At 47.6% G+C, this 23440-nt stretch carries 23 protein-coding genes; 16 read left to right on the forward strand and 7 right to left on the reverse strand.

The annotated features are described in order from the left end of the window. Position 1 precedes the first annotated feature (1 nt). From BMZ54_RS05955 to trmB, 3 genes are read right to left on the reverse strand one after another with little or no spacing between them, the layout of a single operon-like run. Positions 2–445: an MGMT family protein gene (locus BMZ54_RS05955; protein WP_089907410.1), complete on the reverse strand. Its 444-nt coding sequence runs from the start codon at positions 443–445 to the stop codon at positions 2–4. Continuing rightward, the gene (locus BMZ54_RS33045; protein ID WP_089907413.1) at positions 363–572 is read right to left on the reverse strand and encodes a C1orf53 family protein; all 210 of its coding nucleotides are present in this window, start codon (positions 570–572) and stop codon (positions 363–365) included. The genes BMZ54_RS05955 and BMZ54_RS33045 overlap by 83 nt, the downstream gene beginning before the upstream one ends. Beyond that, a complete protein-coding gene (gene trmB / locus BMZ54_RS05965) occupies positions 547–1251 on the reverse strand; it encodes a tRNA (guanosine(46)-N7)-methyltransferase TrmB (RefSeq protein ID WP_089907415.1) in 705 nt (234 codons plus the stop codon). The genes BMZ54_RS33045 and trmB overlap by 26 nt, the downstream gene beginning before the upstream one ends. 525 nt (positions 1252–1776) lie before the next feature. Between trmB and BMZ54_RS05970 the strand changes: the two genes are divergently transcribed. Continuing rightward, positions 1777–2244 carry an Lrp/AsnC ligand binding domain-containing protein gene (locus BMZ54_RS05970; RefSeq protein ID WP_029465139.1) on the forward strand — a complete coding sequence of 156 codons (468 nt, stop codon included), beginning with the start codon at positions 1777–1779 and terminating at the stop codon, positions 2242–2244. 118 nt (positions 2245–2362) lie between these two features. On the opposite strand, the gene BMZ54_RS05975 is transcribed toward BMZ54_RS05970, so the two are convergent. Beyond that, on the reverse strand, positions 2363–3052 hold the full coding sequence (locus BMZ54_RS05975) for an alpha/beta fold hydrolase (RefSeq protein ID WP_089907417.1): 690 nt from the start codon (positions 3050–3052) through the stop codon (positions 2363–2365). 154 nt (positions 3053–3206) lie between these two features. On the opposite strand from BMZ54_RS05975, the gene BMZ54_RS05980 reads away from it, so the two are divergent. The 14 genes from BMZ54_RS05980 (at position 3207) to BMZ54_RS06045 (ending at position 19411) form a co-directional block, all read left to right on the forward strand. Beyond that, a complete protein-coding gene (locus BMZ54_RS05980) occupies positions 3207–3926 on the forward strand; it encodes a DUF4290 domain-containing protein (RefSeq protein ID WP_089907419.1) in 720 nt (239 codons plus the stop codon). Then, positions 3923–5233 (forward strand): UDP-N-acetylglucosamine 1-carboxyvinyltransferase, encoded by a 1311-nt coding sequence (murA, locus tag BMZ54_RS05985; RefSeq protein WP_089907422.1) that lies wholly within the window; start codon positions 3923–3925, stop codon positions 5231–5233. The genes BMZ54_RS05980 and murA overlap by 4 nt, the downstream gene beginning before the upstream one ends. Positions 5234–5370: 137 nt before the next feature. Continuing rightward, positions 5371–5931 (forward strand): guanylate kinase, encoded by a 561-nt coding sequence (gene gmk, locus BMZ54_RS05990; protein WP_089907424.1) that lies wholly within the window; start codon positions 5371–5373, stop codon positions 5929–5931. A gap of 130 nt (positions 5932–6061) precedes the next feature. Beyond that, a complete protein-coding gene (locus tag BMZ54_RS05995) occupies positions 6062–7330 on the forward strand; it encodes a hemolysin family protein (RefSeq protein WP_089907426.1) in 1269 nt (422 codons plus the stop codon). 636 nt (positions 7331–7966) lie between these two features. Next, positions 7967–8827, forward strand: coding sequence for a twin-arginine translocase subunit TatC (gene tatC / locus BMZ54_RS06000; RefSeq protein ID WP_089907428.1), 861 nt, complete (start codon positions 7967–7969; stop codon positions 8825–8827). Positions 8828–8904: 77 nt separating this feature from the next. Next, a complete protein-coding gene (gene rpiB, locus BMZ54_RS06005; protein WP_089907430.1) occupies positions 8905–9366 on the forward strand; it encodes a ribose 5-phosphate isomerase B in 462 nt (153 codons plus the stop codon). A gap of 132 nt (positions 9367–9498) precedes the next feature. Continuing rightward, entirely contained in the window at positions 9499–11082 is a 1584-nt protein-coding gene (locus BMZ54_RS06010; RefSeq protein ID WP_089907432.1) for a M28 family peptidase, read from the forward strand. Positions 11083–11600: 518 nt separating this feature from the next. Further along, positions 11601–12101, forward strand: coding sequence for an RNA polymerase sigma factor (locus tag BMZ54_RS06015; RefSeq protein ID WP_089907435.1), 501 nt, complete (start codon positions 11601–11603; stop codon positions 12099–12101). Between the two features lie 78 nt (positions 12102–12179). After that, on the forward strand, positions 12180–14531 hold the full coding sequence (locus tag BMZ54_RS06020) for an ATP-dependent helicase (protein WP_089907437.1): 2352 nt from the start codon (positions 12180–12182) through the stop codon (positions 14529–14531). Positions 14532–14759: 228 nt separating this feature from the next. After that, positions 14760–15221, forward strand: a complete 462-nt coding sequence (locus tag BMZ54_RS06025; protein WP_089907439.1) for a regulatory protein RecX — start codon at positions 14760–14762, stop codon at positions 15219–15221. Positions 15222–15294: 73 nt separating this feature from the next. Beyond that, positions 15295–16089, forward strand: a complete 795-nt coding sequence (locus tag BMZ54_RS06030) for an amidohydrolase (RefSeq protein ID WP_089907441.1) — start codon at positions 15295–15297, stop codon at positions 16087–16089. 53 nt (positions 16090–16142) lie between these two features. Continuing rightward, positions 16143–16532, forward strand: a complete 390-nt coding sequence (gene gloA2, locus BMZ54_RS06035) for an SMU1112c/YaeR family gloxylase I-like metalloprotein (protein WP_089907443.1) — start codon at positions 16143–16145, stop codon at positions 16530–16532. 10 nt (positions 16533–16542) lie between these two features. Further along, entirely contained in the window at positions 16543–17646 is a 1104-nt protein-coding gene (gene nagA, locus BMZ54_RS06040; protein WP_089907445.1) for an N-acetylglucosamine-6-phosphate deacetylase, read from the forward strand. 70 nt (positions 17647–17716) lie between these two features. Then, positions 17717–19411 (forward strand): ArnT family glycosyltransferase, encoded by a 1695-nt coding sequence (locus BMZ54_RS06045; RefSeq protein WP_089907447.1) that lies wholly within the window; start codon positions 17717–17719, stop codon positions 19409–19411. A 54-nt stretch (positions 19412–19465) separates the two neighbouring features. Here BMZ54_RS06045 and thiL read toward each other — a convergent pair whose 3' ends face one another. Genes thiL through BMZ54_RS06060 form a run of 3 tightly spaced genes read right to left on the reverse strand, consistent with a single transcriptional unit; the run spans position 19466 to position 21728 of the window. Continuing rightward, positions 19466–20500, reverse strand: a complete 1035-nt coding sequence (thiL, locus tag BMZ54_RS06050) for a thiamine-phosphate kinase (protein ID WP_089907449.1) — start codon at positions 20498–20500, stop codon at positions 19466–19468. A 20-nt stretch (positions 20501–20520) separates the two neighbouring features. Further along, complete coding sequence (locus BMZ54_RS06055) at positions 20521–20898, reverse strand: four helix bundle protein (RefSeq protein WP_089907451.1); 378 nt, start codon at positions 20896–20898, stop codon at positions 20521–20523. 59 nt (positions 20899–20957) lie between these two features. Beyond that, the gene (locus tag BMZ54_RS06060) at positions 20958–21728 is read right to left on the reverse strand and encodes an inositol monophosphatase family protein (RefSeq protein WP_089907453.1); all 771 of its coding nucleotides are present in this window, start codon (positions 21726–21728) and stop codon (positions 20958–20960) included. An 85-nt stretch (positions 21729–21813) separates the two neighbouring features. On the opposite strand from BMZ54_RS06060, the gene BMZ54_RS06065 reads away from it, so the two are divergent. Beyond that, on the forward strand, positions 21814–23358 hold the full coding sequence (locus BMZ54_RS06065) for a GH3 family acyl-acid amido synthetase (protein ID WP_089907455.1): 1545 nt from the start codon (positions 21814–21816) through the stop codon (positions 23356–23358). The last annotated feature ends 82 nt before the right edge of the window (positions 23359–23440 follow it).

The raw sequence follows: 23440 nt of genomic DNA on the forward strand, positions 1-23440 counted from the left end.
TCTACACTTCGTTTTTTTTGCCCGCTGCTTTTCTTCTTGTCCCTTTTTGGGAGGTTACCGGGTCCCAAAATACGGTTTTAAAATCTTGAATTTTATCTTTCTTTATAATAATTCCTTCCTGCTCCAGCAGCTCCTGCATAAGGGTAGGAGTTTCAAAATGATCTTTACCGCTTAATACCCCACTGCTGTTCACTACGCGGTGCGCGGGTATGGGCGGTTTGGCTGTAGGGGCTGCATACATAGCCCAGCCTACCATACGTGCGGTTATGCGAAGGCCGGAGGCTTCTGCCAGCGCACCATAAGAGGTTACACGGCCTTTGGGTATTTGCCGCACTAATTCATATACCCTTGGAAAAAAGGAGTTAGTTTCCGCTGGGTCCTTCTTCCTGCTGCTTTTGGCGGGCGGCAAGGAGGGTGGTTCTTTTGGGCTCCGGGACTTTTTCATAATCAAATGGACAATGTTTACAGCCATTTCCACAACAGTTTCCGCGGTTCAGGTGGTACTGTGCGGTAAATACCATATAGCCGTGTTCGTTATAATAAAAATCAATATGCTCCTTCAGTGGCTGCATCTGCAGTTAGCTTTATCTCGCGCCAGTTAATGGGTGCAGCCGGCAGGCGGAAACGCAGGTAGCGGATGGTGCGCCCGTTACTGAGGTGCATGCCTTCATAAAATGTTTTGATCTGTAACAGGGCAGGTACTTCCGGTAGCGCATATACGTCGCTGATATCTTCCAGGGTTTCACAATTACAGGCCGCTATTACTTCTTTGGTAAAGGCATACAGCTCCGGACTGTCTGTTTTCAGATTGATGGTAGCGCCCGGCGCCAGCAGGGGCTGGTATAGCTGCAAGAATTTTGGATGGGTAAGCCGCTTTTTTGATTTTGACTGGCGCAGGAACGGGTCAGGGAAAGTGATCCAGATCTCGCCGATCTCTCCCGGTGCAAAATACCGGTCCAGCTTATCAATCTGGGTACGCAGGAAGGCCACATTCCGTAAGGGCTCCTCTATAGCAGTTTTGGCGCCCCGCCATATGCGGTTACCTTTCAGGTCCACGCCCAGGAAGTTCTGTTCCGGAAACCGCCGGGCCAGGGCCAGGGTATAATCCCCCTTGCCGCAGGCCAGCTCCAGGGTAAGCGGATTTTGATTGCCAAAAAAGCCGGCCCACTTACCGGGCATGTTCTCCGGGTATATCAGCACATTCGGAAAAGTCTCGATCTCAGCAAAACGCTGCAGTTTCTTTTGTCCCATTAGCGCAAAAATATCTCATTTGCGGGTTTTGTTTATCAAAATCAAAGGAAAGATGCAGATCTTATGAAGATGTTCATATTATAATGGATATATTTGACGGCAGGGGACTCAGGTGGATAACAATCTATTTTGGATGCGGCTAAGAAACAAAACGGCCGTTCCAATTACTTGAAACGGCCGTTAAAAGCTGTAGGAGAAGGATTCGAACCTCCACGGGGCAGTTAGCCTTAGCACAAATAAGATTAGTGGTCAACCCATTACGCTATGTTTATCCTGGACTCCCCACCCTCGAGACAAGAGGGCATGTCTGCCAATTCCATCACCCCACAGTATATGTTGGCAATTTGTTCCGGAAGGCGTGGGCTACTTTTTAGCCTGGCTTATTTCCGTTTTTCAAACTTTCAATGATGCAAATCTAAACAGAGAGGGGATTTTTTGCAAATTTTTTAAGAAAAATTTTTGAAATTTCGATATTTTTTAAATATTTGCATGGGTATTTAAAACAATCAAAAACAAATTGTAAAAATGAGCCACAATTTGAATATTGACAAACTTGATCTTCAGATCATCAGTGAAATGATGAACAACGCAGAGATCTCCTACGCTGACCTCGGGAAGAAATTGTTTGTTTCCGGTGGAACGATCCACGTAAGGATGAAGAAACTACAAGAACTGGGTATCGTTAAAGGTACAAAATTACATGTAGATTTAAAAATGATCGGGTACGATGTAATAGCCTTTATTGGTATTTACCTGGAGAAGAGTTCGATGTACGACACCGTGGCTAAAGAACTGCGAAAGATACCTGAAATGGTACGCCTGAACTATACAACCGGCAGCTACAGCATGTTTGCAGAGATCATCTGTAAAGACATTACCCAGCTGCGGAGAATATTACATGATGAACTGCAGAAGATCAAAGGCATTGAAAGAACGGAAACCCTCATTTCCCTGGAAGAGAGCTTTTACCGTACCATCAATGTAGTTGAATAGCCCTGAGCGAATCCCGTTGTGAAAAGAACGTTGTGAATTAAAGCTTAACAAGCTAACACTAAACTGTAGCTACTGTATGTAAGCATAACCTCCTTCACGTACTATGAATAATACAGCGTTATTCATTTAAAAATCTTTGTAGCAGCGCCGCTACCAGCGCAGGATCCACCTTTTCCAGCGGATGCGGTGTGTTGGGCAGCACGGCCAGCTGTGCCTGGGGTAAGGCACGGTACACTTCCACCGTTTCTGTTAAGGTCACCATCGAATCCCGGTCGCCCAGCATCAGCAGGGCCGGGATAGTAATGGCCGCATAGTCTTCCGCTGCCAGTAAAGGCTGCAGGCCCAGCTGCTGCATCAGGCCTGCGGTATGGGATAACACCCTTTTCCAATCCTGCCGGGCATGGCGCTGCTCTAAAGCCGTAGCAAAGGCAGGCACCTTTTGTTCAATAACAGCGGCATCCAGCATGTTCACTTCTTTGGCGGCAATAGCAGCATTCCAGTGGTACTTGGTAGCTAATGTGATCACTTTACTCACCCGCTGCGGGTAATGCCGGGCCAGGTACATAGCCACATACCCGCCCATGCTGTAACCAAAAAGGGGGATAGCGTTCAGCCCATATGCATCCAGCTGATCCAGCACCTGCTGTGCAAGCAGCGGCACGCTAATACCTTCTTTGGCCGGCTCAGCCAGGCCATGGCCAATAAAATCGAATGTATAAACGGTGTGCTGTTCTTCTAACAGGGAACGCAGGGGTAAAAATTGTGCTTGAGTGCCCAATGCGCCGTGTAGCATTAAAATGGCAGGCATATTGTAAAGTATATTTGAGGTTTTTTTGCTAAGTTTGCAGCTACGGTTACTTCACAGCAAAGTACACTTTATTCCTTACTTTGTTTCTTCGCGTAAAGTTGACTTAACAATCCGAACAAATTTATTGACTTTTATACTATAGATAATTCTTCTAATGGAATACAATACAACCCGTAATCATTTAATAATGAAGGAATACGGCAGGAATATTCAAAAGATGATCGAATACCTGCTAAGCCTTGAAGATGAGGAACAACGCCAGGGCCAGGCTATGGCCTTAATAGAGCTGATGGGCACCCTGAACCCCCACCTCAGGAACGTAGAGGATTTCCGGCATAAGCTGTGGGATCACCTGTTCCTGATCTCTAATTTTAAGCTGAATGTAGAATCTCCCTACCCCATACCCACCCGGGAAACGCTGAAATATAAGCCTGAAAAGCTTACGTATCCTAAAAAATATCCCAAGCTGCGCCACTTTGGCAAAAACCTGGAAATGGTGATTGACAAGGCTCTGCATGAAGAGAACCCGGAGAAAAAAGAAGGGTTTACCCAATGTATCGGCAACTACATGAAACTGGCTTACAGCAACTGGCACAAAGAAAGTGTGCATGACGATGCGGTACGTTCAGAGCTGAACACCATTACCAATGGGCAGCTGGAATACCATGCCGGCACCGGCAGCAGCCATGTGGCAACTGCCAGCTTCAGCGGAGGTAACAGCGGTAACGAGTTTCCCCGCAGCGGTAATACCAGTAGCGGTGGAGGCAGCATGAAGCGCAAATCCTTCCAGCAAAATAAATTTAAGAGCAACAACGGCAAAGCCGGTGGTAAGCACAGCAACAATAAGTACAATAACAAAAATAGGAACAAGTGAGCAGTGCTTTTGAAGTAAGGGGCGGTAACCGCCTCAAAGGGGATATTGTGCCCCAGGGCGCCAAGAACGAAGCATTACAGATCATCAGCGCGGTATTGCTTACGCCGGAAAAGGTAACCATCAGCAACATCCCGGACATCCTGGATGTAAACCTGCTGATAGAGCTGCTGGCAGATATTGGGGTAGCCGTGAATCGTGTATCGCGCGATACCTGCGAATTTACCGCCGCCAATATTGATATGGCTTACCTGCAGAGTGCCGAATTTAAAAAGAAATCCGGCCGCCTCAGGGGCTCTGTAATGATAGCCGGCCCGCTGCTGGCCCGCTATGGCAAAGCCTACATTCCCAAACCTGGGGGTGATAAAATTGGCCGCCGCCGCCTGGATACACATATTATTGGCTTTGAGAAGCTGGGCGTACAGTTTGTGTACGATACAGATGATAACTTTTTCCGCCTGGAAGCTGCAGACGGTTTAAAAGGCACCTATATGCTGCTGGATGAACCTTCTGTAACCGGTACGGCCAATATTGTAATGGCCGCCGTAATGGCCAAAGGCACCACCACTATTTACAACGCTGCCTGCGAACCCTATATACAACAGCTGTGCAAAATGCTGAACAGCATGGGGGCTAACATCAGCGGGGTAGGTTCCAACCTGATCACCATTGAGGGCGTAACTTCCCTGAAAGGCTGCAGCCATGCTATGCTGCCGGATATGATCGAGATAGGCTCCTTTATAGGGCTGGCTGCCATGACGCAGAGCGAAATCACCATCCGCAATGCCGGGGTAGAGCACCTGGGTATTATACCGGAAAAATTCCGCCAGCTGGGTATTCACCTGGAGCTGAGGGGCAATGATATTTATGTACCCGCACAGGATTCTTACGAGATACAAACGTTCCTGGATGGGTCCATCCTTACCATGTACGATCATCCCTGGCCGGGCTTTACTCCCGACCTGCTGAGCATTGTGCTGGTAGTAGCCACCCAGGCCAAGGGCAGTGTAATGATACACCAGAAAATGTTTGAGAGCCGCCTGTTCTTTGTGGATAAGCTGATTGATATGGGCGCCCAGATCGTGCTGTGCGATCCGCACCGCGCCGTTGTAATAGGCCTGGGCCGGGAACATGCGCTAAGGGGTATTACCATGTCATCGCCCGACATACGGGCAGGGGTGGCCCTGCTGATCGCCGCCCTGAGCGCAGAAGGCAAAAGCACCATTCAAAATATTGAACAAATAGACCGCGGCTACCAGTACATTGATGAGAGGCTGAGAAGGCTGGGCGCGGACATTAAACGCGTATAACTTTTTAATTACGATTATGCTGAGCGCTGAATGCCTAATGCTGAACGCTGATTGTGTTTTGCTTTAGGCATGCTGCTTTAAGCTTTAAGCGTTTTGCGTTAGGCATTCAGCGTAATCCGTAATTCTAATTCACTCGGATGGACCATAAGATTATCATCATCACCGCCCCCTCCGGCGCAGGTAAAACCACTATTGTAAGAAGATTGTTAGCGGAATTGCCGCAGCTGGCATTCTCTATTTCCGCCAGTACCCGTGCCCCCCGGGAAAATGAAGTGCACGGGCGTGACTATTACTTCCTTTCCACCGACGAATTTCATCAGCATATTGAGGCAAATGACTTTGCAGAATACGAAATGGTATACGTAGGCAAATACTATGGCACCCTTAAAAGTGAGCTACAGCGTATCTGGGACCTGGGTAAGGTGCCCATGGTGGACATTGACGTAAAAGGCGCTGTGTCCATAAAGGAAAAGTACCAGCAGGCCGCCCTTACCATTTTTATACAGCCTCCCTCCCTGGAAGCGTTGCGTGAGCGCCTCAGTGAGCGGGGAACAGAAACACAGGCATCCCTGGAGGAGCGCCTGGCCAAAGCCCGCTATGAACTTTCTTTTGCCCCGGAATTTGATGAAATAGTGCTGAATGATGACCTGGAAAAAGCATATGCTACAGTAAAAGCGCTGGTTTTGAACTTCATATAAATTTAACGGCCCCCTGAACGGGCCCTCTCCCTCAGGAAATATCCTTAATTACCGGTGAATGGTGAAATACGCTTGCATGCAATTTGCAGTGGCGTCATTCGCAATTATGTAAAATCTTATATTTGTTGGAATGGACAGTTATACTACCCTAATATTGGTTGGATTGGTGCTTCTGGCCGGTTTTTTTGCCGGTCTGGAAACAGCCTTTGCCAATGTGAATAAGCTGAGTATTGAGCTTAAAAAGAAGCAGGGCAGGGCCACCGGCAAGATCCTGGCTACTTTTAATGAGAACCCGGCCCGGTTCCTGGCTACCAGCCTGCTGGGCCTTGGCATTATACTGGTTATTTACGGGATCATGTTTGCGGGCATTTTCCAGCCCCTGTGGGAATCTACCGTAACGCCCTCGCTGAGCACCAGCTACCAGCCCCTTTTGCTGTTAATGGAAGTTTTAGTCGCCACCTTTATGGTGCTTTTCCTGGGCTTTTTTATACCCCGGGCCATTTTCCGCTCCCGGCCGGAAGCGCTGCTAAGCTTTTTTGCCTTACCCATCTCAGTTATTTCCAAACCATTATACGTAATAGGCAACCTGCTGGTATCTATTTCCGAATGGATCCTGAAATACCTTTTCAACGTAAGGATCATGGAAAACAGGCCTTCTTTTGTACGGGTGGATGTGGAGCATTTCATACGCCAGTCGCAGCAGCACTTTGCAGAAAGCCAGGAGCTGAATACGGAGCTGTTTGAAAATGCGCTGTCGCTGGCCCATGTAAAGATCCGGGGCTGCTTAATACCCCGTAAGGAGATAGAGGCGCTGGAAATAGTAAGCCCTATTGCAGAAGCACGGCGTAAGTTCATGGAAACCAAGCTGTCGAAAATTATTATTTACGAAAACACTATTGACAATATCCTGGGTTACATTCACCAGCTGGATATGTTCAAGAACCCGGCGGATATTACGGCTATCATACATCCCATTATGGTGGTACCGGAAACCATGAGCGCTATAGACCTGCTGAGCAAGTTCAATAAAGAGCGTAAAAGCATTGCCTGGGTAGTGGACGAATTTGGTGGCACTGCCGGTATTGTAACCATAGAGGATGTGCTGGAAGAGATCTTCGGGGAGATCAAGGACGAGCATGATGTAGAGGAGTTTGTAGAAAAACAGATTGCTGAAAAAGAATATATCTTCTCCGGCCGCCTGGAGCTGGATTACCTGAATGAGCGCTATGGATTTGATTTTCCGGAGGATGAGAGTGAAACGCTTTCCGGTTATATCATTAATCACCATGAGACCATTCCCCGTCTAAAAGAGCGCATTATTATTGACGATTATGAGTTTGATGTGCTGAATGTAACAGATACGCGCATTGAAATGGTGAAAATGAAAATTTTAGCCTAGGCATACAACCCGCTATGGTTCCGGAGTTTAGCAGAGATAAACAAATCCTGAAAAAGAAATAAGAACCAATCCTTGACATTGTCTATATTTTTTTAATATATTTGCAATGTGAAGAAGGGAAAGCCTGCAAAAACGATTGAGTGAAAATATTTGCTAAATCGTTTTAAAAAAAGTCTTAGGAATTTAACATGGATTTTATACATTTGCTACAGACGATGTAACACTATTATTTGATTTTTGTTAAAGGGTTGTAAAAAATATTGTTACAACGTTGATAATAAAATAATTCTTTCTATTTTTGTGATAGAAATTTAGACGCAACCAGAGATAAAACTTATTTTGAAAGCTTGCCATCAATCGAATAAGCAGCAGATCTGGAAGCAGAAGACATTCTCGAATTCAACTTTTTTGGGGTTAACAAACAATGGATGAAAGGCCGGCTCTTGATTCTTCTCGGGCTGGCTCTTTTTTTGTACCTACCCCAACGCCCCTTGTGTAGTTCACCTATACCACCGCTGCCTCCACTTAAAGTCTTAAATAAAGCCTTCATCTACATTTTTACCTATTGCTTGGAGCCTTTCTATATATTTGTGCTCTTGATTTTGATTTCATTCTACACCGATCTACTTTAATACGATGTTCAAGAAGATTTTCGCGAATAATAGTGACAAGGCAGAAATGTCTTTTTTTGATCACCTGGAAGACCTGCGCTGGCACATTATCCGGTCAGTGATAGCTATTTCGGTGTTTAGCATTTTTGGTTTCGTATATACTAAAGAGATACTGGACAATGTGATCTTTGGGCCTACCAATGCCAACTTCCCTTCTTACATACTGATGTGTAAGATCAGCCACTGGGCAGGCCTGGGCGATAAGATGTGTATTACGCCTGTAAAGGTGCAGTTCCAGAACTTTAAGATGGCCGGGCAGATCATGCTGCAGTTTAAGCTAGCCTTTATACTGGGGCTGGTACTGGCCTTCCCTTATATTTTCTGGGAGTTCTGGCGCTTTATTAAACCCGCGTTAAAGGAAAGAGAGCTGAAAGGCGCCCGCGGCATTATTTTCTGGGTATCGTTCCAGTTCTTTTTAGGTGTGGCATTCAGCTATTTCCTGATGGCGCCCTTTACCATTAACTTCCTGGCCGGTTACACCGTAACGGATAAAGCGGTGAACCAGTTCTTCCTGGATGATTATTTCTCTTTAATGACACAGATCATACTGGGTATGGGCGTGTTGTTTGAGCTGCCGATACTGGTATTCTTCCTTACTAAAATAGGCCTGTTAACGCCGGATTTCATGCGCTCTTACCGCCGCCACGCTATTGTAGTGATACTGGTGCTGGCAGCAGTGATTACACCGCCCGATGTGGTGGATCAGCTGATCGTATTTACGCCGCTGTATTTGCTGTATGAAATCAGTATCTTTATATCCAAGAAAGCGCTGAAAGATATGGATGACAGCGATCGCCGCCCGGTAGTAGATGAAGAGTGGTCTTAAGGATTTTAGATATTGTGATTTACGATTTTAGATTTCAATCCCAAATCGTAAATCTGAAATCGTAAATGTGAAAGCAAATGCAACATCCACCATTATTTAACATGTCATTACCGGTAGCTGTAGGTTCCGACCACGCCGGGTTTGAGTATAAAGAAGAAATTATTTCCTACCTGGAAGGCCTGGGCCTGCAGGTGAAAGATTTTGGCGCACATTCAAAAGATTCAGCCGACTATCCGGATTATGCGCACCCGGTAGCTACCGCAGTAGAAAGGGAGGAAGTAGCCTTCGGCGTATTGGTATGCGGCAGCGCAAACGGGGTGGCCATTACCGCTAATAAACACCAGGGCGTACGCGCTGCCATTTGCTGGGGCGAGGAGCTGGCCAGGCTGGCACGCGGGCATAATGAGGCTAACATCATCTGCATTCCAGCCAGGTTTGTAGATACGGATGTAGCCAGGCAAATGATAGATGTATTTATCAATACACCGTTTGAAGGTGGCCGCCATGAGAACCGGGTGAGAAAGATCGCCTGTTTGTAAGAAGATACCACTGTAATACAGCCATCGTATAACAAAGCAAATTATTAAGCCGGGATGAGTATGCAAAACTTGCTCCCGGCTTTTATTTTTTATAACCGACAACTTGATTATCCTTCCTAATAATCTGATACTATGAAACGATCTGTACTCCTTGCTGTTGGCTTGTTCCTGTGCATGAATGTATGGGCCCAGCAGGATGAAAAAATTGCTACGCCGGCCGGCCAGCCGGCAGTGGCCGCACGTTTTGGAGAAGGCATTACCCCCCATGCAGTAAAAGAGCAATTGCAGATAGTGGCCGGCGCGGATATGCAGGGCCGGGAAACCGCTACAGAAGGGCAGCAGAAAGCTGCTAACTACATTATATCCCAATTTGCCAAAGCAGGTTTACAGCCAGGCGCCAAAGGCAAGTGGGAGCAATATTTTTATTTGTACCAGGATACGCTTACCAGCAGCAAAATAGTGGTGGATGGGCACTCCTATATTTTTGGCAAAGATTATTACAGCAGCCTGTATGCCTGCCAGAACCAGCAGGTGAAAACTTCCAGGATAGTGTTTGCAGGGTATGGCATTAATTCCGGTGAGTATAATGATTACAACAACCTGGATGTAAGCGGCCAGGTGGTATTGCTGCTGCCCGGAGAACCGCATAAGGATGATACCACCTTCCTGCTTACCGGCACCCGCCGGCCCTCTGCCTGGGGAGGTGTAAACAAAAAAATTATGGAAGTGGTGGAACGTAAGCCGGCAGCAGTGCTGGTAGTAAATGAAGGAGCCAGCCGTATGGAAAAAGTAAGTGGTAACGGTTTGTATAAAACGCCTACTTACATGCGTAACCCCAAACAAACACCGGCAGCTGCTACCAATGTATATTATATATCACCTGAAATGGCAGCAGCGCTGTTAGGTATAAAGGATGCAGCGGCCCTGCTGGACCCCGCAGCAGCAGATAAGCTAAAGCCGCGCGTTATAAGAAAGCCGGTGCGGCTGCAGTTTAAAAAAGATGTGAAGGAGCTGCGTTCCAGTAATGTTTTAGGCTACCTGGAAGGCACTGATAAAAAGAACGAGCTGGTATTTGTAACTGCTCATTATGATCACTTAGGCAAGCGTGGGGAAGAATTGTTCTATGGCGCAGATGATGATGGCTCCGGCACATCGGCTGTAATGGAAATAGCCGCCGCTTTTGGCCGTGCGGTAAAAGCTGGTTATAAACCCCGCCGCAGCCTGGTGTTTATGACAGTATCCGGTGAGGAGAAAGGCTTGTTAGGCTCTAAGTTTTATACAGATAATCCTGTTTACCCGCTGGACCAAACAGTGGCGGATCTGAATATAGACATGATAGGCCGCATTGATCCCATACATGAAAAAGATACGAACTATGTATATGTGATCGGGGATAATAAGCTGAGCTCTGCCTTGCGACCCATTAATGAAGCGGCCAATAATACCTTTACCAAATTCCACCTGGATTATAAGTATAATGATCCCGATGATCCTAACCGTTTTTATTACCGCTCCGATCATTACATGTTTGCGCTGCATAACATACCCATTATCTTTTACTTTAACGGCACGCATGAAGACTATCACCGGCCAACCGATACGGTGGATAAAATAGATTTTCCCTTGCTCTCCCGCCGCGCCCAGCTGGTGTTTTATACCGCCTGGGAAATAGCTAACCGCGAGGAACGGTTGCCAGTGGACCGGCATGAGAAATAATATGCAGATATACAAAATGTGCAAATGAAATGGCAGAGATATACTGCATGTTTCATTTGCACATTTTTGTTATTGGTACATTAGCTTTATTTGCTCCTTTCTCCGTTTCGTATAGCCATAAAAAAAATAGGTTATCCTCTTTTTTTTCAATAACTTAGATATGGTTGTATAAGCATTAAATAAGTAAAATATTTTTTATTTATTTAATGTTAGTGCAGCGGATCATGTTGGAATAGAATACCAGCAATCAACCAAGACAATAGGAAACCCTCGGAATCAAATTGAAGAACCTGGTATTTGTTCTGTTGCTAATCTGTAAGAAATAATCATTGAGCGGTCATCAGAGTCTAATGTAGAATGCAAGTTATTGTGCCCCTCCGCTTTGTCAGGTAAACAGAAAGGTATTACCGTTATGAAAAAAATCTCCTGAGCTACGTACCCCCCATACCGTAAGGAATGGATAAATGGCTTTAACAGCAGGACAATGTCGTATTGTATAATCCTAAAAGTAACGTCATATGTGTTCCACCGAATTCAACACTTTGTTAATGGGAAATGCTGATTTCCTCAGGCCCTACGCAATTACCCTTACCAAGGATTCGGAATCAGCCAAAGATCTTTACCAGGAAACCTTATTCCGCGCACTGGCTAACCGGGAAAAATACCTGGCCGGCACAAATATCCGGGCCTGGCTGTATACCATTATGCGCAATATTTTTATTAACAATTACCGCCGTGGTAACCGGCAGTACCGCCTGCTGGATAATGCGATGGGCGATTTTCTTTTGCATCAGCAGCAGCCCTCCATTGGCAATTATGCGGAAAATGGTTTGCGCGTAAAGGATGTGCATATGGCCATTTACAATCTCCCCGTTATTTTCAAACAACCCTTTCTGCTGTATTTTGAGGGATATAAATATTATGAAATTGCAATGATCCTGAATGAGCCCCTGGGTACAGTGAAAAGCCGCATCCACTTTGCACGTAAAATGCTGAAATCGCGCATTGCACGCTACTGAAGCCGTTCCGCCTCCCACTATCCACTAACTACTAACAACTATCATTTGGCATAGGTAATTTGGTTATTTTTACACCTGATGAAGCCAAACTACTTAGACGAACTGAATGAACGGCAGCAAGAGGCCGTAATGCATATTAACGGGCCGCTGATGATAATAGCGGGCGCCGGCTCCGGTAAAACCAAAGTGCTTACTACCCGTATTGCCCACCTGATGCGGCATGGGGTAGATGCCTTTAACATACTATCGCTCACCTTTACCAACAAGGCCGCCCGTGAAATGAAAGAGCGTGTGGAAAAAATACTGGGCGGCAATGAAGCCCGTAACCTCTACATCGGTACCTTTCACTCCGTATTTGCCAGGTTATTACGCGCAGAAGCGCACCGCCTGGGCTATCCCAATGACTTTACCATTTACGATACGGACGATGCCAAGAGCGTGCTCAAAACCATCATTAATGAGCAGAACCTGGACGACAAGCACTACAAGCCCAACTTTGTATACAACCGTATTTCCGCGGCCAAGAACAGCCTGATGGGCCCGGAGGAATACCAGCATGATAATTTTGTACAGCAGGAAGATATGCGGGCCAACCGCCCCATGATTGGCAAGATCTACGATATGTATGCCAAACGCTGTTTTAAGAACGGTGCTATGGACTTTGACGACCTGCTGTATAAAATGTACATTCTGCTGAAGCAGTTCCCGGAAACCCTGCACAAATACCAGCACAAGTTCAAATACATTATGATCGATGAGTACCAGGATACCAACCCGGCGCAGTATGAGATCATTAAGCTGTTAGGATCTGTGCATGAAAATATTTGCGTGGTGGGGGATGATGCGCAGAGCATTTACTCTTTCCGCGGCGCCACTATTGAGAACATCCTGCAGTTTGAAAAGGATTATGACGATGTGCATGTGGTAAAGCTGGAACAGAACTACCGCAGTACCAAATCCATCCTGAACGTAGCCAACGAAGTAATTGCGCATAACAAAGGCCAGATAGAAAAAGCCCTGTGGACCAACAACATGGAGGGCGAAAAAATTAAGCTGGTACGCACCATGACGGATAATGAGGAAGGCAAGTATGTAGCAGATACTATCGCAGAACAAAAGCTGCGTAACCATTATGATAACCGCGATTTTGCCATCCTGTACCGCACTAACGCGCAAAGCCGCTCCTTTGAGGAAAGCCTGCGCCGCAAAGGCATCCCCTACCGCATTTACGGCGGCATTTCCTTTTACCAGCGGAAAGAAATAAAGGATTTCCTGGCTTACCTGCGTATAACGATTAATACCCGCGATGAAGAAAGCCTGAAACGTATTATCAATTACCCGGTAAGGGGCATTGGTAAAACCACTATAGAAAAAGCGGTGGTCATCAGCAATGAGCAGAACATTACTTTCTGGGAAGTGCTGGAACGCGGCCGTGAGTTTGGCTTTAAAGGCGGAACACTGGAAGCGGTAGAAGGTTTTGTAACTATGATCAAAAGTTTCCAGGCCATCCTGGAAAAGCATAATGCCTACGATGTAGCCGTACAGGTGGGCAAAAGCACCAACATTGTAAAAGAGCTGTTTAACGATAAAACTACGGAAGGCCTGGCCCGGTATGAGAACATACAGGAGCTGCTGAACTCCATCAAAGAGTTTACAGAAACGCCTACGGAAGACGGGGAGCTGCTGGATAAAAGCCTGGGCTCTTACCTGCAGCAGATCACATTGCTCACGGATGCAGACCAGGGCAATGATGAGAACAGCGATGTGGTAAAGCTTATGACCATTCACGCTGCCAAGGGGCTGGAGTTCCCGGTAGTGTTTTCTGTAGGGCTGGAGGAGAACCTGTTCCCCAGCACCCTTTCCATTAATACCCGCGAGGAGCTGGAAGAGGAGCGCCGTTTGTTCTACGTAGTTATTACCCGCGCAAAAGCCCGACTGTGGCTTACCTACGCCAGCAGCCGTTACCGTTTTGGCAGTTTGGTGAATAATGAGCCCAGCCGCTTCCTGGAAGAAATGCCGGAGCAGTTTATAGACCGTAGCTATGCAGGCGGCAATGCCATACGTGGCTTTGGCGGTGGCGGCGGCGGTGGTTTGTGGAACAATGGCGGCAACAATATGTTTGACCGCATGCAAAAGAAAGCGCCTGCAGGTCCTGCCGCGGGTTCTTCCGCTTCATCATCCTCTGCACGCCCGGCGCCCAAGCCCGCCGCACCGGTTGGTAATCATGTACCTACACCTGGTTTTGCGCCCGATGATCCGGCTACAATGGAAGCCGGTATGGAGGTAGAGCACCAGAAGTTTGGCTTTGGAACCATTCTGAGTATGGAAGGCGCTCCCAATAACCGTATTGCCACGGTAGTATTTCCTAAAGGTGGCGGCGAAAAAAAGATCATGCTGAACTACGCACGGTTAATGATCGTGAAGAAATAGTTTGTTTGTTTTTTAGCGGTTAGCATTTAGCTGTGTTACATGGCTAAGGGCTAACCGCTAAAAGTTAATACCATAGGACTTTGCAATGGAGCGGCGAGGCTTCCAAAGCCAGCTGAGGGCTTCCAACTGACAGGCCTTAGTCCATTGCTGAACGCAAACAATCATCCTGCTTAACAATGCAAAGCGGTACGCCGCAAAAGCTAATAGCTAACCACTAAAAGCTTAAGAATGAACAATGCTGCTTTACAAAAGCTCCGCCATTACTGCGCCTACCAGGAGCGCTGCCATAGCGAGGTACATAATAAATGCTGGGAGCTGGGCCTGCGGGGCGAAGAAATAGACCAGGCCATTGCGGAGCTGATCGCTGATAATTTCCTGAATGAGGAACGTTTTGCCAAAGCCTTTGCCGGCGGCAAGTTCCGCACCAAACAATGGGGCCGCCGTAAAATAACCATGGAGCTGCAGCAAAGGCAGGTATCGCCCTACTGCATTAAAAAGGGCCTGCAGGAAATAGATGCGGATGATTACCGGGATACGCTGGAACGGCAGGCCGCCAAAAAATATGCCTCCCTGGAAGGGGAACATCCCCTGAAACAAAAGCTGAAAACCATTCAATACTTGGTACAAAAGGGCTTTGAGCCGGAGCTGGCCCAGGCCGCGCTTGAACAAATTGTAAATGACAAGCCATAAAATTTAAAAGTTTTTAAGCCCGTAGAGCGTACATTTGTTAACTACGAATTGACCGTTCGTAATCATAAGCATTATGTCAGATCTGAAAGTAACACTTATACAGTCGCAGCTGCATTGGGAGAATATAGCGGAGAACCTGCGTATGTTCGATGAAAAGATCAATTCGATCCCTGAACGTACAGAAGTGATTGTGCTGCCGGAAATGTTCAGCACCGGTTTTAGCATGCAGTCAGCCAGGCTGGCGGAAACGATGGATGGCAGCGCCGTACAGTGGATGAAGAAAAAAGCGGCAGAAAAAAATGTGATCATCACCGGTAGCCTCATTATAAAAGATGGCGACCGCTATGTGAACCGCCTGATATGGATGCAGCCCAATGGCGTATATGGCATTTATGATAAACGCCACCTGTTTGGATATGCCGGCGAGCATGAGCATTACCTGCCCGGCGACAAACGCCTGATAGCACAGGTAAAGGGCTGGAAAATAAACCTTTCTGTTTGTTATGATCTGCGCTTCCCAGTATGGGCGCGCAACGCCATTATTGCGGAAACCGGGGCCCCGGCCTACGATGTGCTGATCAATGTGGCTAATTGGCCGGAACGGCGCAATACCCCCTGGAAAACGCTGCTGCAGGCCCGCGCAATAGAAAACCAGGCTTTTGTAATTGGCGTGAACCGCGTGGGGAATGATGGCAACAACATTTACCACAGTGGCGATAGCAGCATTATAGATCCCATGGGCGAGATCATTTACCAGAAAGCGCATGATGAAGATATATTCACCTACACGCTGGAACGCGCACGGCTGGAGGAGGTACGGAAAAACCTGCCTTTCCTGAAGGATGCGGACAGGTTCCAGGTATTGTAGTCATACGGAGCTCGGGGCCTTTCCCGGGTTTACAAACTTCCTAATTATATTCCATGTCTTTGCTTTCCGGTATTCATCACATTGCCATTATCTGTTCTGACTACGAACGCAGTAAAACCTTTTACACACAGGTATTGGGTATGCAGATAGTGCGGGAAGTATACCGGGAGGAACGCCGGTCCTGGAAGCTGGACCTGGCTTTGGGTACACAATATGTAATAGAGCTGTTCTCTTTCCCCGAGCCGCCACCCCGGCCCAGCAGGCCGGAAGCGCAGGGATTGCGGCACCTGGCCTTTACGGTGCAGGATGTGGATACGGCCGTAGCGCAGCTACAGGCAAGTGGCGTAACACCGGAACCCATACGTGTGGACCCTTACACGGGTAAGCGCTTCACTTTTTTTACCGACCCTGACGGACTACCCTTAGAGCTATACGAAATTTAACTTTGCCAGCATGTCAGTTACTTACACCAATGCACGCATTTTCACCGGCGACCGTTTCCTGGACAACCACGCAGTATTGACCGATAATGGGCGTATTGTGGGCCTGCTGCCCGCTACGGAAGTGCCTTCCGGCACTCAGGAGATAGACCTGGGCGGAGCTACCCTGGCGCCGGCGTTAATAGACCTGCAGATCTATGGAGGGAACGGCCACCTGTTTCCTTTTAGTACGGATGCAGCATCGCTGAAAGGTACCTATGAATATTGTGTGAGCGGCGGCGCTGCTTATTTTATGCCTACCATACCTACCACCTCCCGGGAGGTAATGTTACGCTCTATGCAGGCGGTGAAAGACTACTGGCAACAGGGCGGCAAAGGTGTGCTGGGCCTGCACCTGGAAGGGCCTTTTATGAACCCGGCAAAAAAGGGCGCGCACCTGGAACAATATATTACTTCCCCAACACAAGAGGATATAAACTGGTTACTGGAACACGGCCGGGACGTTATTAAAATGATGACCTTAGCGCCGGAGCGCTGTGATCCGCAGCTGGTAAAACAGCTACAGGATGCCGGCATACTGGTATCTGCCGGGCATAGTAATGCTACCTATGAGCAGGCCTATGCTGCTTTTGAACGGGGTATTCCAACTGCCACACACCTGTTCAACGCCATGTCGGCCCTGCAAAGCCGGGCGCCGGGCATGGTAGGCGCTATTTATGATCATGATCGTATATGCGCCAGCGTAGTAGCAGACGGGATCCATGTTGATTTCTCTGCTATCCGCATCAGTAAAAAGATCATGGGGCAGCGGTTGTTCCTGATCACAGATGCAGTGGCGGAAGCCCGCAGCGGCGACTACATTTACATTTTTGATAAAGACCGTTATGTGAATGCCCAGGGTACCCTGTCCGGTTCCTGCCTGACCATGATGCAGGCGGTAAAGAACTGTGTGGAAAAGGTAGGCATTCCCCTGGACGAGGCATTGCGCATGGCCTCTGCTTACCCTGCCGCCCTGGCCGGGATGGAAAATGAGCTGGGCCGCATCAGCGCCGGTTACCGGGCTGCCATGGTGGCTTTTAACGAACAGCTGCAGGTGGTGCAGACCATTACGGAATGAGGAAAGATGGTATGCTGCTCCGTTTTAGTATCTTCGCGCTTAACAATTTCTTAATCTGTTCAAGGAAGATATGTCGGCACTAACGCGTTTTTTCACCAAAGATCATTACAGGAATAGTTTTTTACTGGGCTGGCTGGTGCTGGCATTGGTGCAGGCAGGCGTAACGGAGCTAATGGATGATGAGGCCTATTACTGGGTATACTCCCGCCACCTGGACTGGGGTTATTTCGATCATCCGCCCATGATAGCCCTGCTCATAAAAATGGGTTATGCCCTGTTTCACAATGAGTTTGGCGTGCGCCTGCTAATGGTAGTGCTGAATGTTTGTACCCTTTGGATCACCTGGCGCCTGATACCCCAAAAGCATAACCGCCTTTTTTACATGGTGCTGTGCGCTATGGGCGCTATGCAAATAGGGGGCATGCTGGCCGTGCCGGATGTACCGCTGATCTTCTTTGCCGCTTTATACTTCTGGATCTACCGCTTGTTCATAGAACAGCAAAGCTGGCGTAATACGCTGCTGCTGGGCATTAGCATGGCCCTGCTGTTTTACAGTAAATACCATGGCATACTGCTGGTGTTCTTTACCGTAGTATCTAACCCTAACCTGCTGCGGGTATTTAAGTTCTATGTAGCAGTGATCATTACCACGGTCTTATTCCTGCCGCATATTTACTGGCAGGTGGCGCATGGTTTCCCTACTCTGCAATATCACCTGGTAGAGCGTAATGCACCCAGCTATGATATTAGCTATACCCTCGAATATTTGTTAGGGCAGCTGTTATTGTTTGGTCCACTTGCAGGCTGGCTGCTGTTGTATTACGCCTTTATCTGTCCCATACAAAGCAGCTTTGAACGTACGCTAAAAGTAACCCTGATCGGGGTGCTGGCTTTTTTCCTGCTCAGCACCTATAAAGGCCGCGTAGAGGCCAACTGGACGGTGATGGTATTTGTACCGGCGGTGATACTGGCCCACCAGGCTATTATCCGCCGCAGGGGGTCCTGGAAGCTGCTGCGGTACCTGGCCTATGCAACCCTGGTTATTGTATTGGTGGTGCGTGTGTATATGGCCTGGGACTTTTTACCGGGTGTGGAGATACGGCCGGAAATTCATCATAACAGGGAGTGGGCGGCTGCCCTGCAAGCCAAGGCAGGTGATAAGCCGGTGGTGTTCATGAACAGCTACCAGCTGCCTTCCAAATACATGTTCTATGCGCCGGGTACCTTATCCTATAGCCTGAACAGCCGTTATGCACGGCGCAGCCAGTATAATTTCTGGGATACGGAAACACAGCTGTGGGGTAAACCTGTAATGCTGGCTTTTCAGCCTGGACCGGAGCTGCCTATTACAGATAGCATAAAAACGGTAAAAGGCACCTGGGACTATTACAATATACCGCGATACTATTCTTACTCCCTGAGCCGCCTGATACCAGCCATGAAAAAGGTGCAGGCCCGGCCCGGTGAGCATATGACCTTTATACTGAAAGTACGCAACGGTTACGGGCGTCCCATTCCGCAGGATACAGCCTATAAAGCCCTGCTGGGATATGCATTTGTGCATAACAGGGACGGGCTGCCGGCGGTGAAAAGCTCCATAGATCTGTTCAAAGCTATTGAACGCCGTATTATCCGTATGGAGGTGATCATGCCGGAGCAGCCAGGCACTTACCAGCTGAAGTTCTGCGTATTTGCCGGCATATTGCCGCCCACACATAATAGCGAGGCAGTGCAGGTAATCGTGAGTGATAAGATCAACAAATAAAAAAGCCGCAGCTGTTTTTGTAGCTGCGGCCAATGTATTTATACCATTTTGTAATTATTGCTCAAACGCGTTCCAGCCCTGGGCTACCAGCTTAAACTTATTACCGCCTTTGGTAATAATATGCGCGCCTTCACTAATATCTGTCATGTAGCCGATAACGCTGATCTGTTCTGACAGCACCAGCTTATCATAGTCCTCCTGTTTAATGGTGAACAGCAGCTCATAGTCTTCCCCGCCGCTTAGTGCGCAGGCCGTAGGGTCTAAGCCAAATTTGAGGGCCTGTTGTTTGGTTTGATCTTCAATGGGGATCTTTTCTTCATACAGCACACAGCCCAGGTTACTTTGCTTGCAAATGTGCAGCGTCTCTGAGCTAAGGCCATCACTGATATCCATCATGGCAGTGGGTTTTACGCCCTGCTCTTCCAGGTATTCCACAATATCCTTACGGGCTTCCGGTTTCAGCTGCCGGCCTATAATGTAGGTCTGGTTTTCCAGGTCAGGCTGCAGCTGCGGATTTTCCTGGTAGATCCTTTTTTCCCGTTCCAGCAGGGTTAAGCCCAGGTAAGCAGCGCCCAGGTCGCCGGAAACGCAGAGCAGATCGCCCTTTTGGGCGGTAGAGCGTTTTACGAACTGGTCGGGCGTTACTTCACCCAGCGCAGTTACGCTGATCACAAAACCTTTCTGGGAGGAGGAGGTATCCCCACCAATGAGGTCTACGCCATATTTTTCACAGGCAGCATATACGCCGTCATAGAACTCATTTAAGGCCTCTACTGAAAAGCGGTTGCTGAATGCAATGCTCACTGTAATATGGGTAGGGGTGGCATTCATAGCATAAATGTCTGACAGGTTCACCACTACGGATTTGTAGCCCAGGTGTTTCAGGGGGGTATAAGCCAGGTCAAAGTGAATGCCTTCTACCAGCATATCGGTGCTGATAACGGTTTGTTTGCCAAAGTGATCGATCACGGCGGCATCATCGCCCACACCTAATACGGTGCTGGCCTGTTGGATCTCAATGTTACGGGTTAAAAATTCTATCAGGCCAAACTCCCCCAGGGAGCTGATCTCTGTGCGTTCTTCACTCATTCTGATTTACGATTTTAGATTTACGATTTTAGATTTGCCTGGGAAAGCTGCTTCTTTTTGCAGGTATTAATAGTGGCAACTATTATAGACAGCAATTCATTTCCTTCCCGGTAGCACTCTCTTATAGTATCAGTAAAGTCTTTATTAAATTCCTGCAGTAGTTCAAGAAAGTAGAGTGTTTCATCTAACTCTTCTTCTACTATTTTCAATTTGTTTATAAAATCAGCTGTAGATTTTCCTCTGCAGGCGGCTCTGTAATTGGCCCCAACGGAACTGGAACATCTGACAGTTTGCTGTGTATAAGCTTTATTTACAACGCTGTATGGCAGACAGATTAATAACTTACCTACAGTAATTGCAAAATTTTTGGTACGGACTAACATAACCTGTTGATCCATAAAGAAGATGAATTTATATCAGAAAATGCCTTCCAAATCTAAAATCGTAAATCTGAAATCTAAAATCCGGCTACTGCCTGGAGTAATTGCTCATGTATTTTACCATTGCTGGCAATGATCTTCTTTTGGTGGGGAGAGAAATAATTTCCCTTAAAGTCGGTTACCTTACCGCCTGCTTCTTCCACAATAATAAACCCGGCGGCGGAATCCCAGGCATTCAGCTTGTGCTCATAAAACCCGTCAAAGCGGCCGGCGGCTACCCAGCAAAGGTCTATGGCGGCAGAGCCCAGGCGGCGTAAGGGCAGCCCTTGTTTAATAAAGCGGCCAAATACGGTTACGGGATCATTATCCTCCTCTTCCCAGGTATAGGGGAAGCCGGTTACCAGGCAGGCTTTGGCCAGGTCGGTTTTGGCAGATACCTGTATGGGCTTATTGTTCAGGGTAGCGCCCTGTCCTTTTTCTGCAAAATAAAATTCGTTCATGAAAGGGTTATACACTGCGCCCATGATCATTTTCCCATCCTGCTCTATACCTATGGATACGCAGCACAGGGGAATGCCGTGTGCAAAGTTCACCGTACCATCCAGCGGGTCTATGATCCATTTAATATTGGAGGCGGTGCTCAGCTCCCCGGCTTCCTCACTCAGAATGTAATGGTCCGGGTAAGTTTCGCGGATCACGCTGAAAATAGCGGTTTCTGCTTTTTTGTCGGCCTCTGTTACCAGGTCGTTAGCCGTACTTTTGCTGTCTATTTGAAACGTGCCGTTGAAATATTCCTGTAATATTTTTGCCCCGGCTTCTGTAGCTTTGAGTAAAGTGGCTTTTAACATGCCGCAAAGGTAGGAATTTACACCTACTCACCACTTATAACTAATTACCGTATTTTTGCATTTCAAATAATGTGAAGGAAAATTAATGGCCATCATCGGTAATCTCATATCCAGGTCACTGCGTATCCGTAAAAAGTTCACAGTTAAGTTAGGGACTCCCCGCCAATACCAGCTTCAGGTACTGCATAGGTTGCTGGAAAAGGCAAAGAATACACAGTTTGGCCGCCATTATAAGTTTCAGGAGATCTTGGATAGCCCGAACTTTATGGCACAGTACAAGACCCGCGTACCGGTACATAACTACAACAAAATGAACGCGGAGTGGTGGTATAAGGCCCTGGAAGGGGAAGATAATGTGAGCTGGCCGGAAAAGGTGAAATACTTTGCCCTCAGCTCCGGTACTTCCGAATCTGCCAGCAAGCATATACCGGTTACCCGCGACATGCTGCGCACCGTGAAAAAAGTAGGGGTGAAGCAGCTATACTCCATGGCTAATTTTGATATACCGCCCCGCTCCTTTGAAAAAGGCATCCTGATGCTGGGGGGCACCACCTCCCTGTACGAAAAGGGCGACTATTACGAGGGGGACATGAGCGGTATACAGGCCAAGAACATTCCCCGCTGGTTCCGCCGCTTTTACAAGCCGGGGGGCCGTATCTCCAAAAAGCCCAACTGGGAGCAGCGTATTAAGCTCATTGTGCGCAAAGCGCGGCAGTGGGATGTAGGTACCGTATGTGGCGTACCTGCCTGGGTGCAAATTGTGCTGGAGGAAATTATTAAGTACCACGGCGTAAAAAATATTCATGAAATATGGCCTAACCTGGCCATTTACATACACGGTGGCGTATCTTTTGAGCCTTACCGCGATAGTTTCCAGAAGCTGCTGGGTAAGCCTATTACGTTCATTGAAACGTATATGGCGTCCGAAGGCTCCTTTGGTTTCCAGGCCCGGCCCGGTACCAAAGGCATTAAGCTGGTGCTGAATGCAGGCATTTTCTTTGAATTTATTCCGTTTAACGAGGAGAATTTTGATGCAGACGGGGAAGTAAAACCCAACCCTAAATCCTACATGATCCACGAAGTGGTGGAGGATGTGGAGTATGCCGTAATGCTGAGCACCTGTGCCGGCGCCTGGCGTTACCTGATTGGGGATGTGGTAAAATTCACCTCTGTAAAGGAGCATGAGATCGTGATCGTAGGGCGTACCAAACAGTTCCTGAGCCTGTGCGGTGAGCATATGAGCATTGATAACATGAACAAGGCTATTGATATGGTGCAAAAGAAGCTGGGCATTACGGTAAAGGAATTTACTATTGCAGGCTTCCCGTACCAGAACCTGTTTGCACACCGCTGGTATATAGGTACGGATGATGTGAATGTGGATAGCAACAAGGTGCGTGAGATCATTGACCAAACACTGAGCGAAGTAAATGATGACTACGCCGTGGAAAGAACCGCTGCCTTAAAAGAGATCTTTGTAGAGGTGCTGCCGAACGAGGTGTTCATTGATTACCTGCGCTGCAAGGGCAAGGAAGGAGCTATGAACAAATTCCCAAGAGTGCTGAAGGGAGAAAAGGCAAAAGATTGGCAAAGCTTTTTGGAAACAAAAGCAGTAGCTAACGGAAAGTAAACTTATTATAATGGGGCCCGGCCACTCCGGGCTCCATTTAACATTTTAAAAAAGATGGGTAACTTTAGCGATTCAGTTACCC

Source organism: Chitinophaga rupis (assembly GCF_900109685.1).
Lineage (GTDB): Bacteria > Bacteroidota > Bacteroidia > Chitinophagales > Chitinophagaceae > Chitinophaga > Chitinophaga rupis.

Excerpts from the sequence above, each read along its gene's own strand:
- BMZ54_RS05955 (WP_089907410.1), bottom strand. The coding sequence starts at position 445 with ATGAAAAAGTCCCGGAGCCCAAAAGAACCACCCTCCTTGCCGCCCGCC.
- BMZ54_RS33045 (WP_089907413.1), bottom strand. The coding sequence starts at position 572 with ATGCAGCCACTGAAGGAGCATATTGATTTTTATTATAACGAACACGGC.
- trmB (WP_089907415.1), bottom strand. The coding sequence starts at position 1,251 with ATGGGACAAAAGAAACTGCAGCGTTTTGCTGAGATCGAGACTTTTCCG.
- BMZ54_RS05970 (WP_029465139.1), top strand. The coding sequence starts at position 1,777 with ATGAGCCACAATTTGAATATTGACAAACTTGATCTTCAGATCATCAGT.
- BMZ54_RS05975 (WP_089907417.1), bottom strand. The coding sequence starts at position 3,052 with ATGCCTGCCATTTTAATGCTACACGGCGCATTGGGCACTCAAGCACAA.
- BMZ54_RS05980 (WP_089907419.1), top strand. The coding sequence starts at position 3,207 with ATGGAATACAATACAACCCGTAATCATTTAATAATGAAGGAATACGGC.
- gmk (WP_089907424.1), top strand. The coding sequence starts at position 5,371 with ATGGACCATAAGATTATCATCATCACCGCCCCCTCCGGCGCAGGTAAA.
- BMZ54_RS05995 (WP_089907426.1), top strand. The coding sequence starts at position 6,062 with ATGGACAGTTATACTACCCTAATATTGGTTGGATTGGTGCTTCTGGCC.
- tatC (WP_089907428.1), top strand. The coding sequence starts at position 7,967 with ATGTTCAAGAAGATTTTCGCGAATAATAGTGACAAGGCAGAAATGTCT.
- rpiB (WP_089907430.1), top strand. The coding sequence starts at position 8,905 with ATGCAACATCCACCATTATTTAACATGTCATTACCGGTAGCTGTAGGT.
- BMZ54_RS06010 (WP_089907432.1), top strand. The coding sequence starts at position 9,499 with ATGAAACGATCTGTACTCCTTGCTGTTGGCTTGTTCCTGTGCATGAAT.
- BMZ54_RS06015 (WP_089907435.1), top strand. The coding sequence starts at position 11,601 with ATGTGTTCCACCGAATTCAACACTTTGTTAATGGGAAATGCTGATTTC.
- BMZ54_RS06020 (WP_089907437.1), top strand. The coding sequence starts at position 12,180 with ATGAAGCCAAACTACTTAGACGAACTGAATGAACGGCAGCAAGAGGCC.
- BMZ54_RS06025 (WP_089907439.1), top strand. The coding sequence starts at position 14,760 with ATGAACAATGCTGCTTTACAAAAGCTCCGCCATTACTGCGCCTACCAG.
- BMZ54_RS06030 (WP_089907441.1), top strand. The coding sequence starts at position 15,295 with ATGTCAGATCTGAAAGTAACACTTATACAGTCGCAGCTGCATTGGGAG.
- gloA2 (WP_089907443.1), top strand. The coding sequence starts at position 16,143 with ATGTCTTTGCTTTCCGGTATTCATCACATTGCCATTATCTGTTCTGAC.
- nagA (WP_089907445.1), top strand. The coding sequence starts at position 16,543 with ATGTCAGTTACTTACACCAATGCACGCATTTTCACCGGCGACCGTTTC.
- BMZ54_RS06045 (WP_089907447.1), top strand. The coding sequence starts at position 17,717 with ATGTCGGCACTAACGCGTTTTTTCACCAAAGATCATTACAGGAATAGT.
- thiL (WP_089907449.1), bottom strand. The coding sequence starts at position 20,500 with ATGAGTGAAGAACGCACAGAGATCAGCTCCCTGGGGGAGTTTGGCCTG.
- BMZ54_RS06055 (WP_089907451.1), bottom strand. The coding sequence starts at position 20,898 with ATGGATCAACAGGTTATGTTAGTCCGTACCAAAAATTTTGCAATTACT.
- BMZ54_RS06060 (WP_089907453.1), bottom strand. The coding sequence starts at position 21,728 with ATGTTAAAAGCCACTTTACTCAAAGCTACAGAAGCCGGGGCAAAAATA.
- BMZ54_RS06065 (WP_089907455.1), top strand. The coding sequence starts at position 21,814 with ATGGCCATCATCGGTAATCTCATATCCAGGTCACTGCGTATCCGTAAA.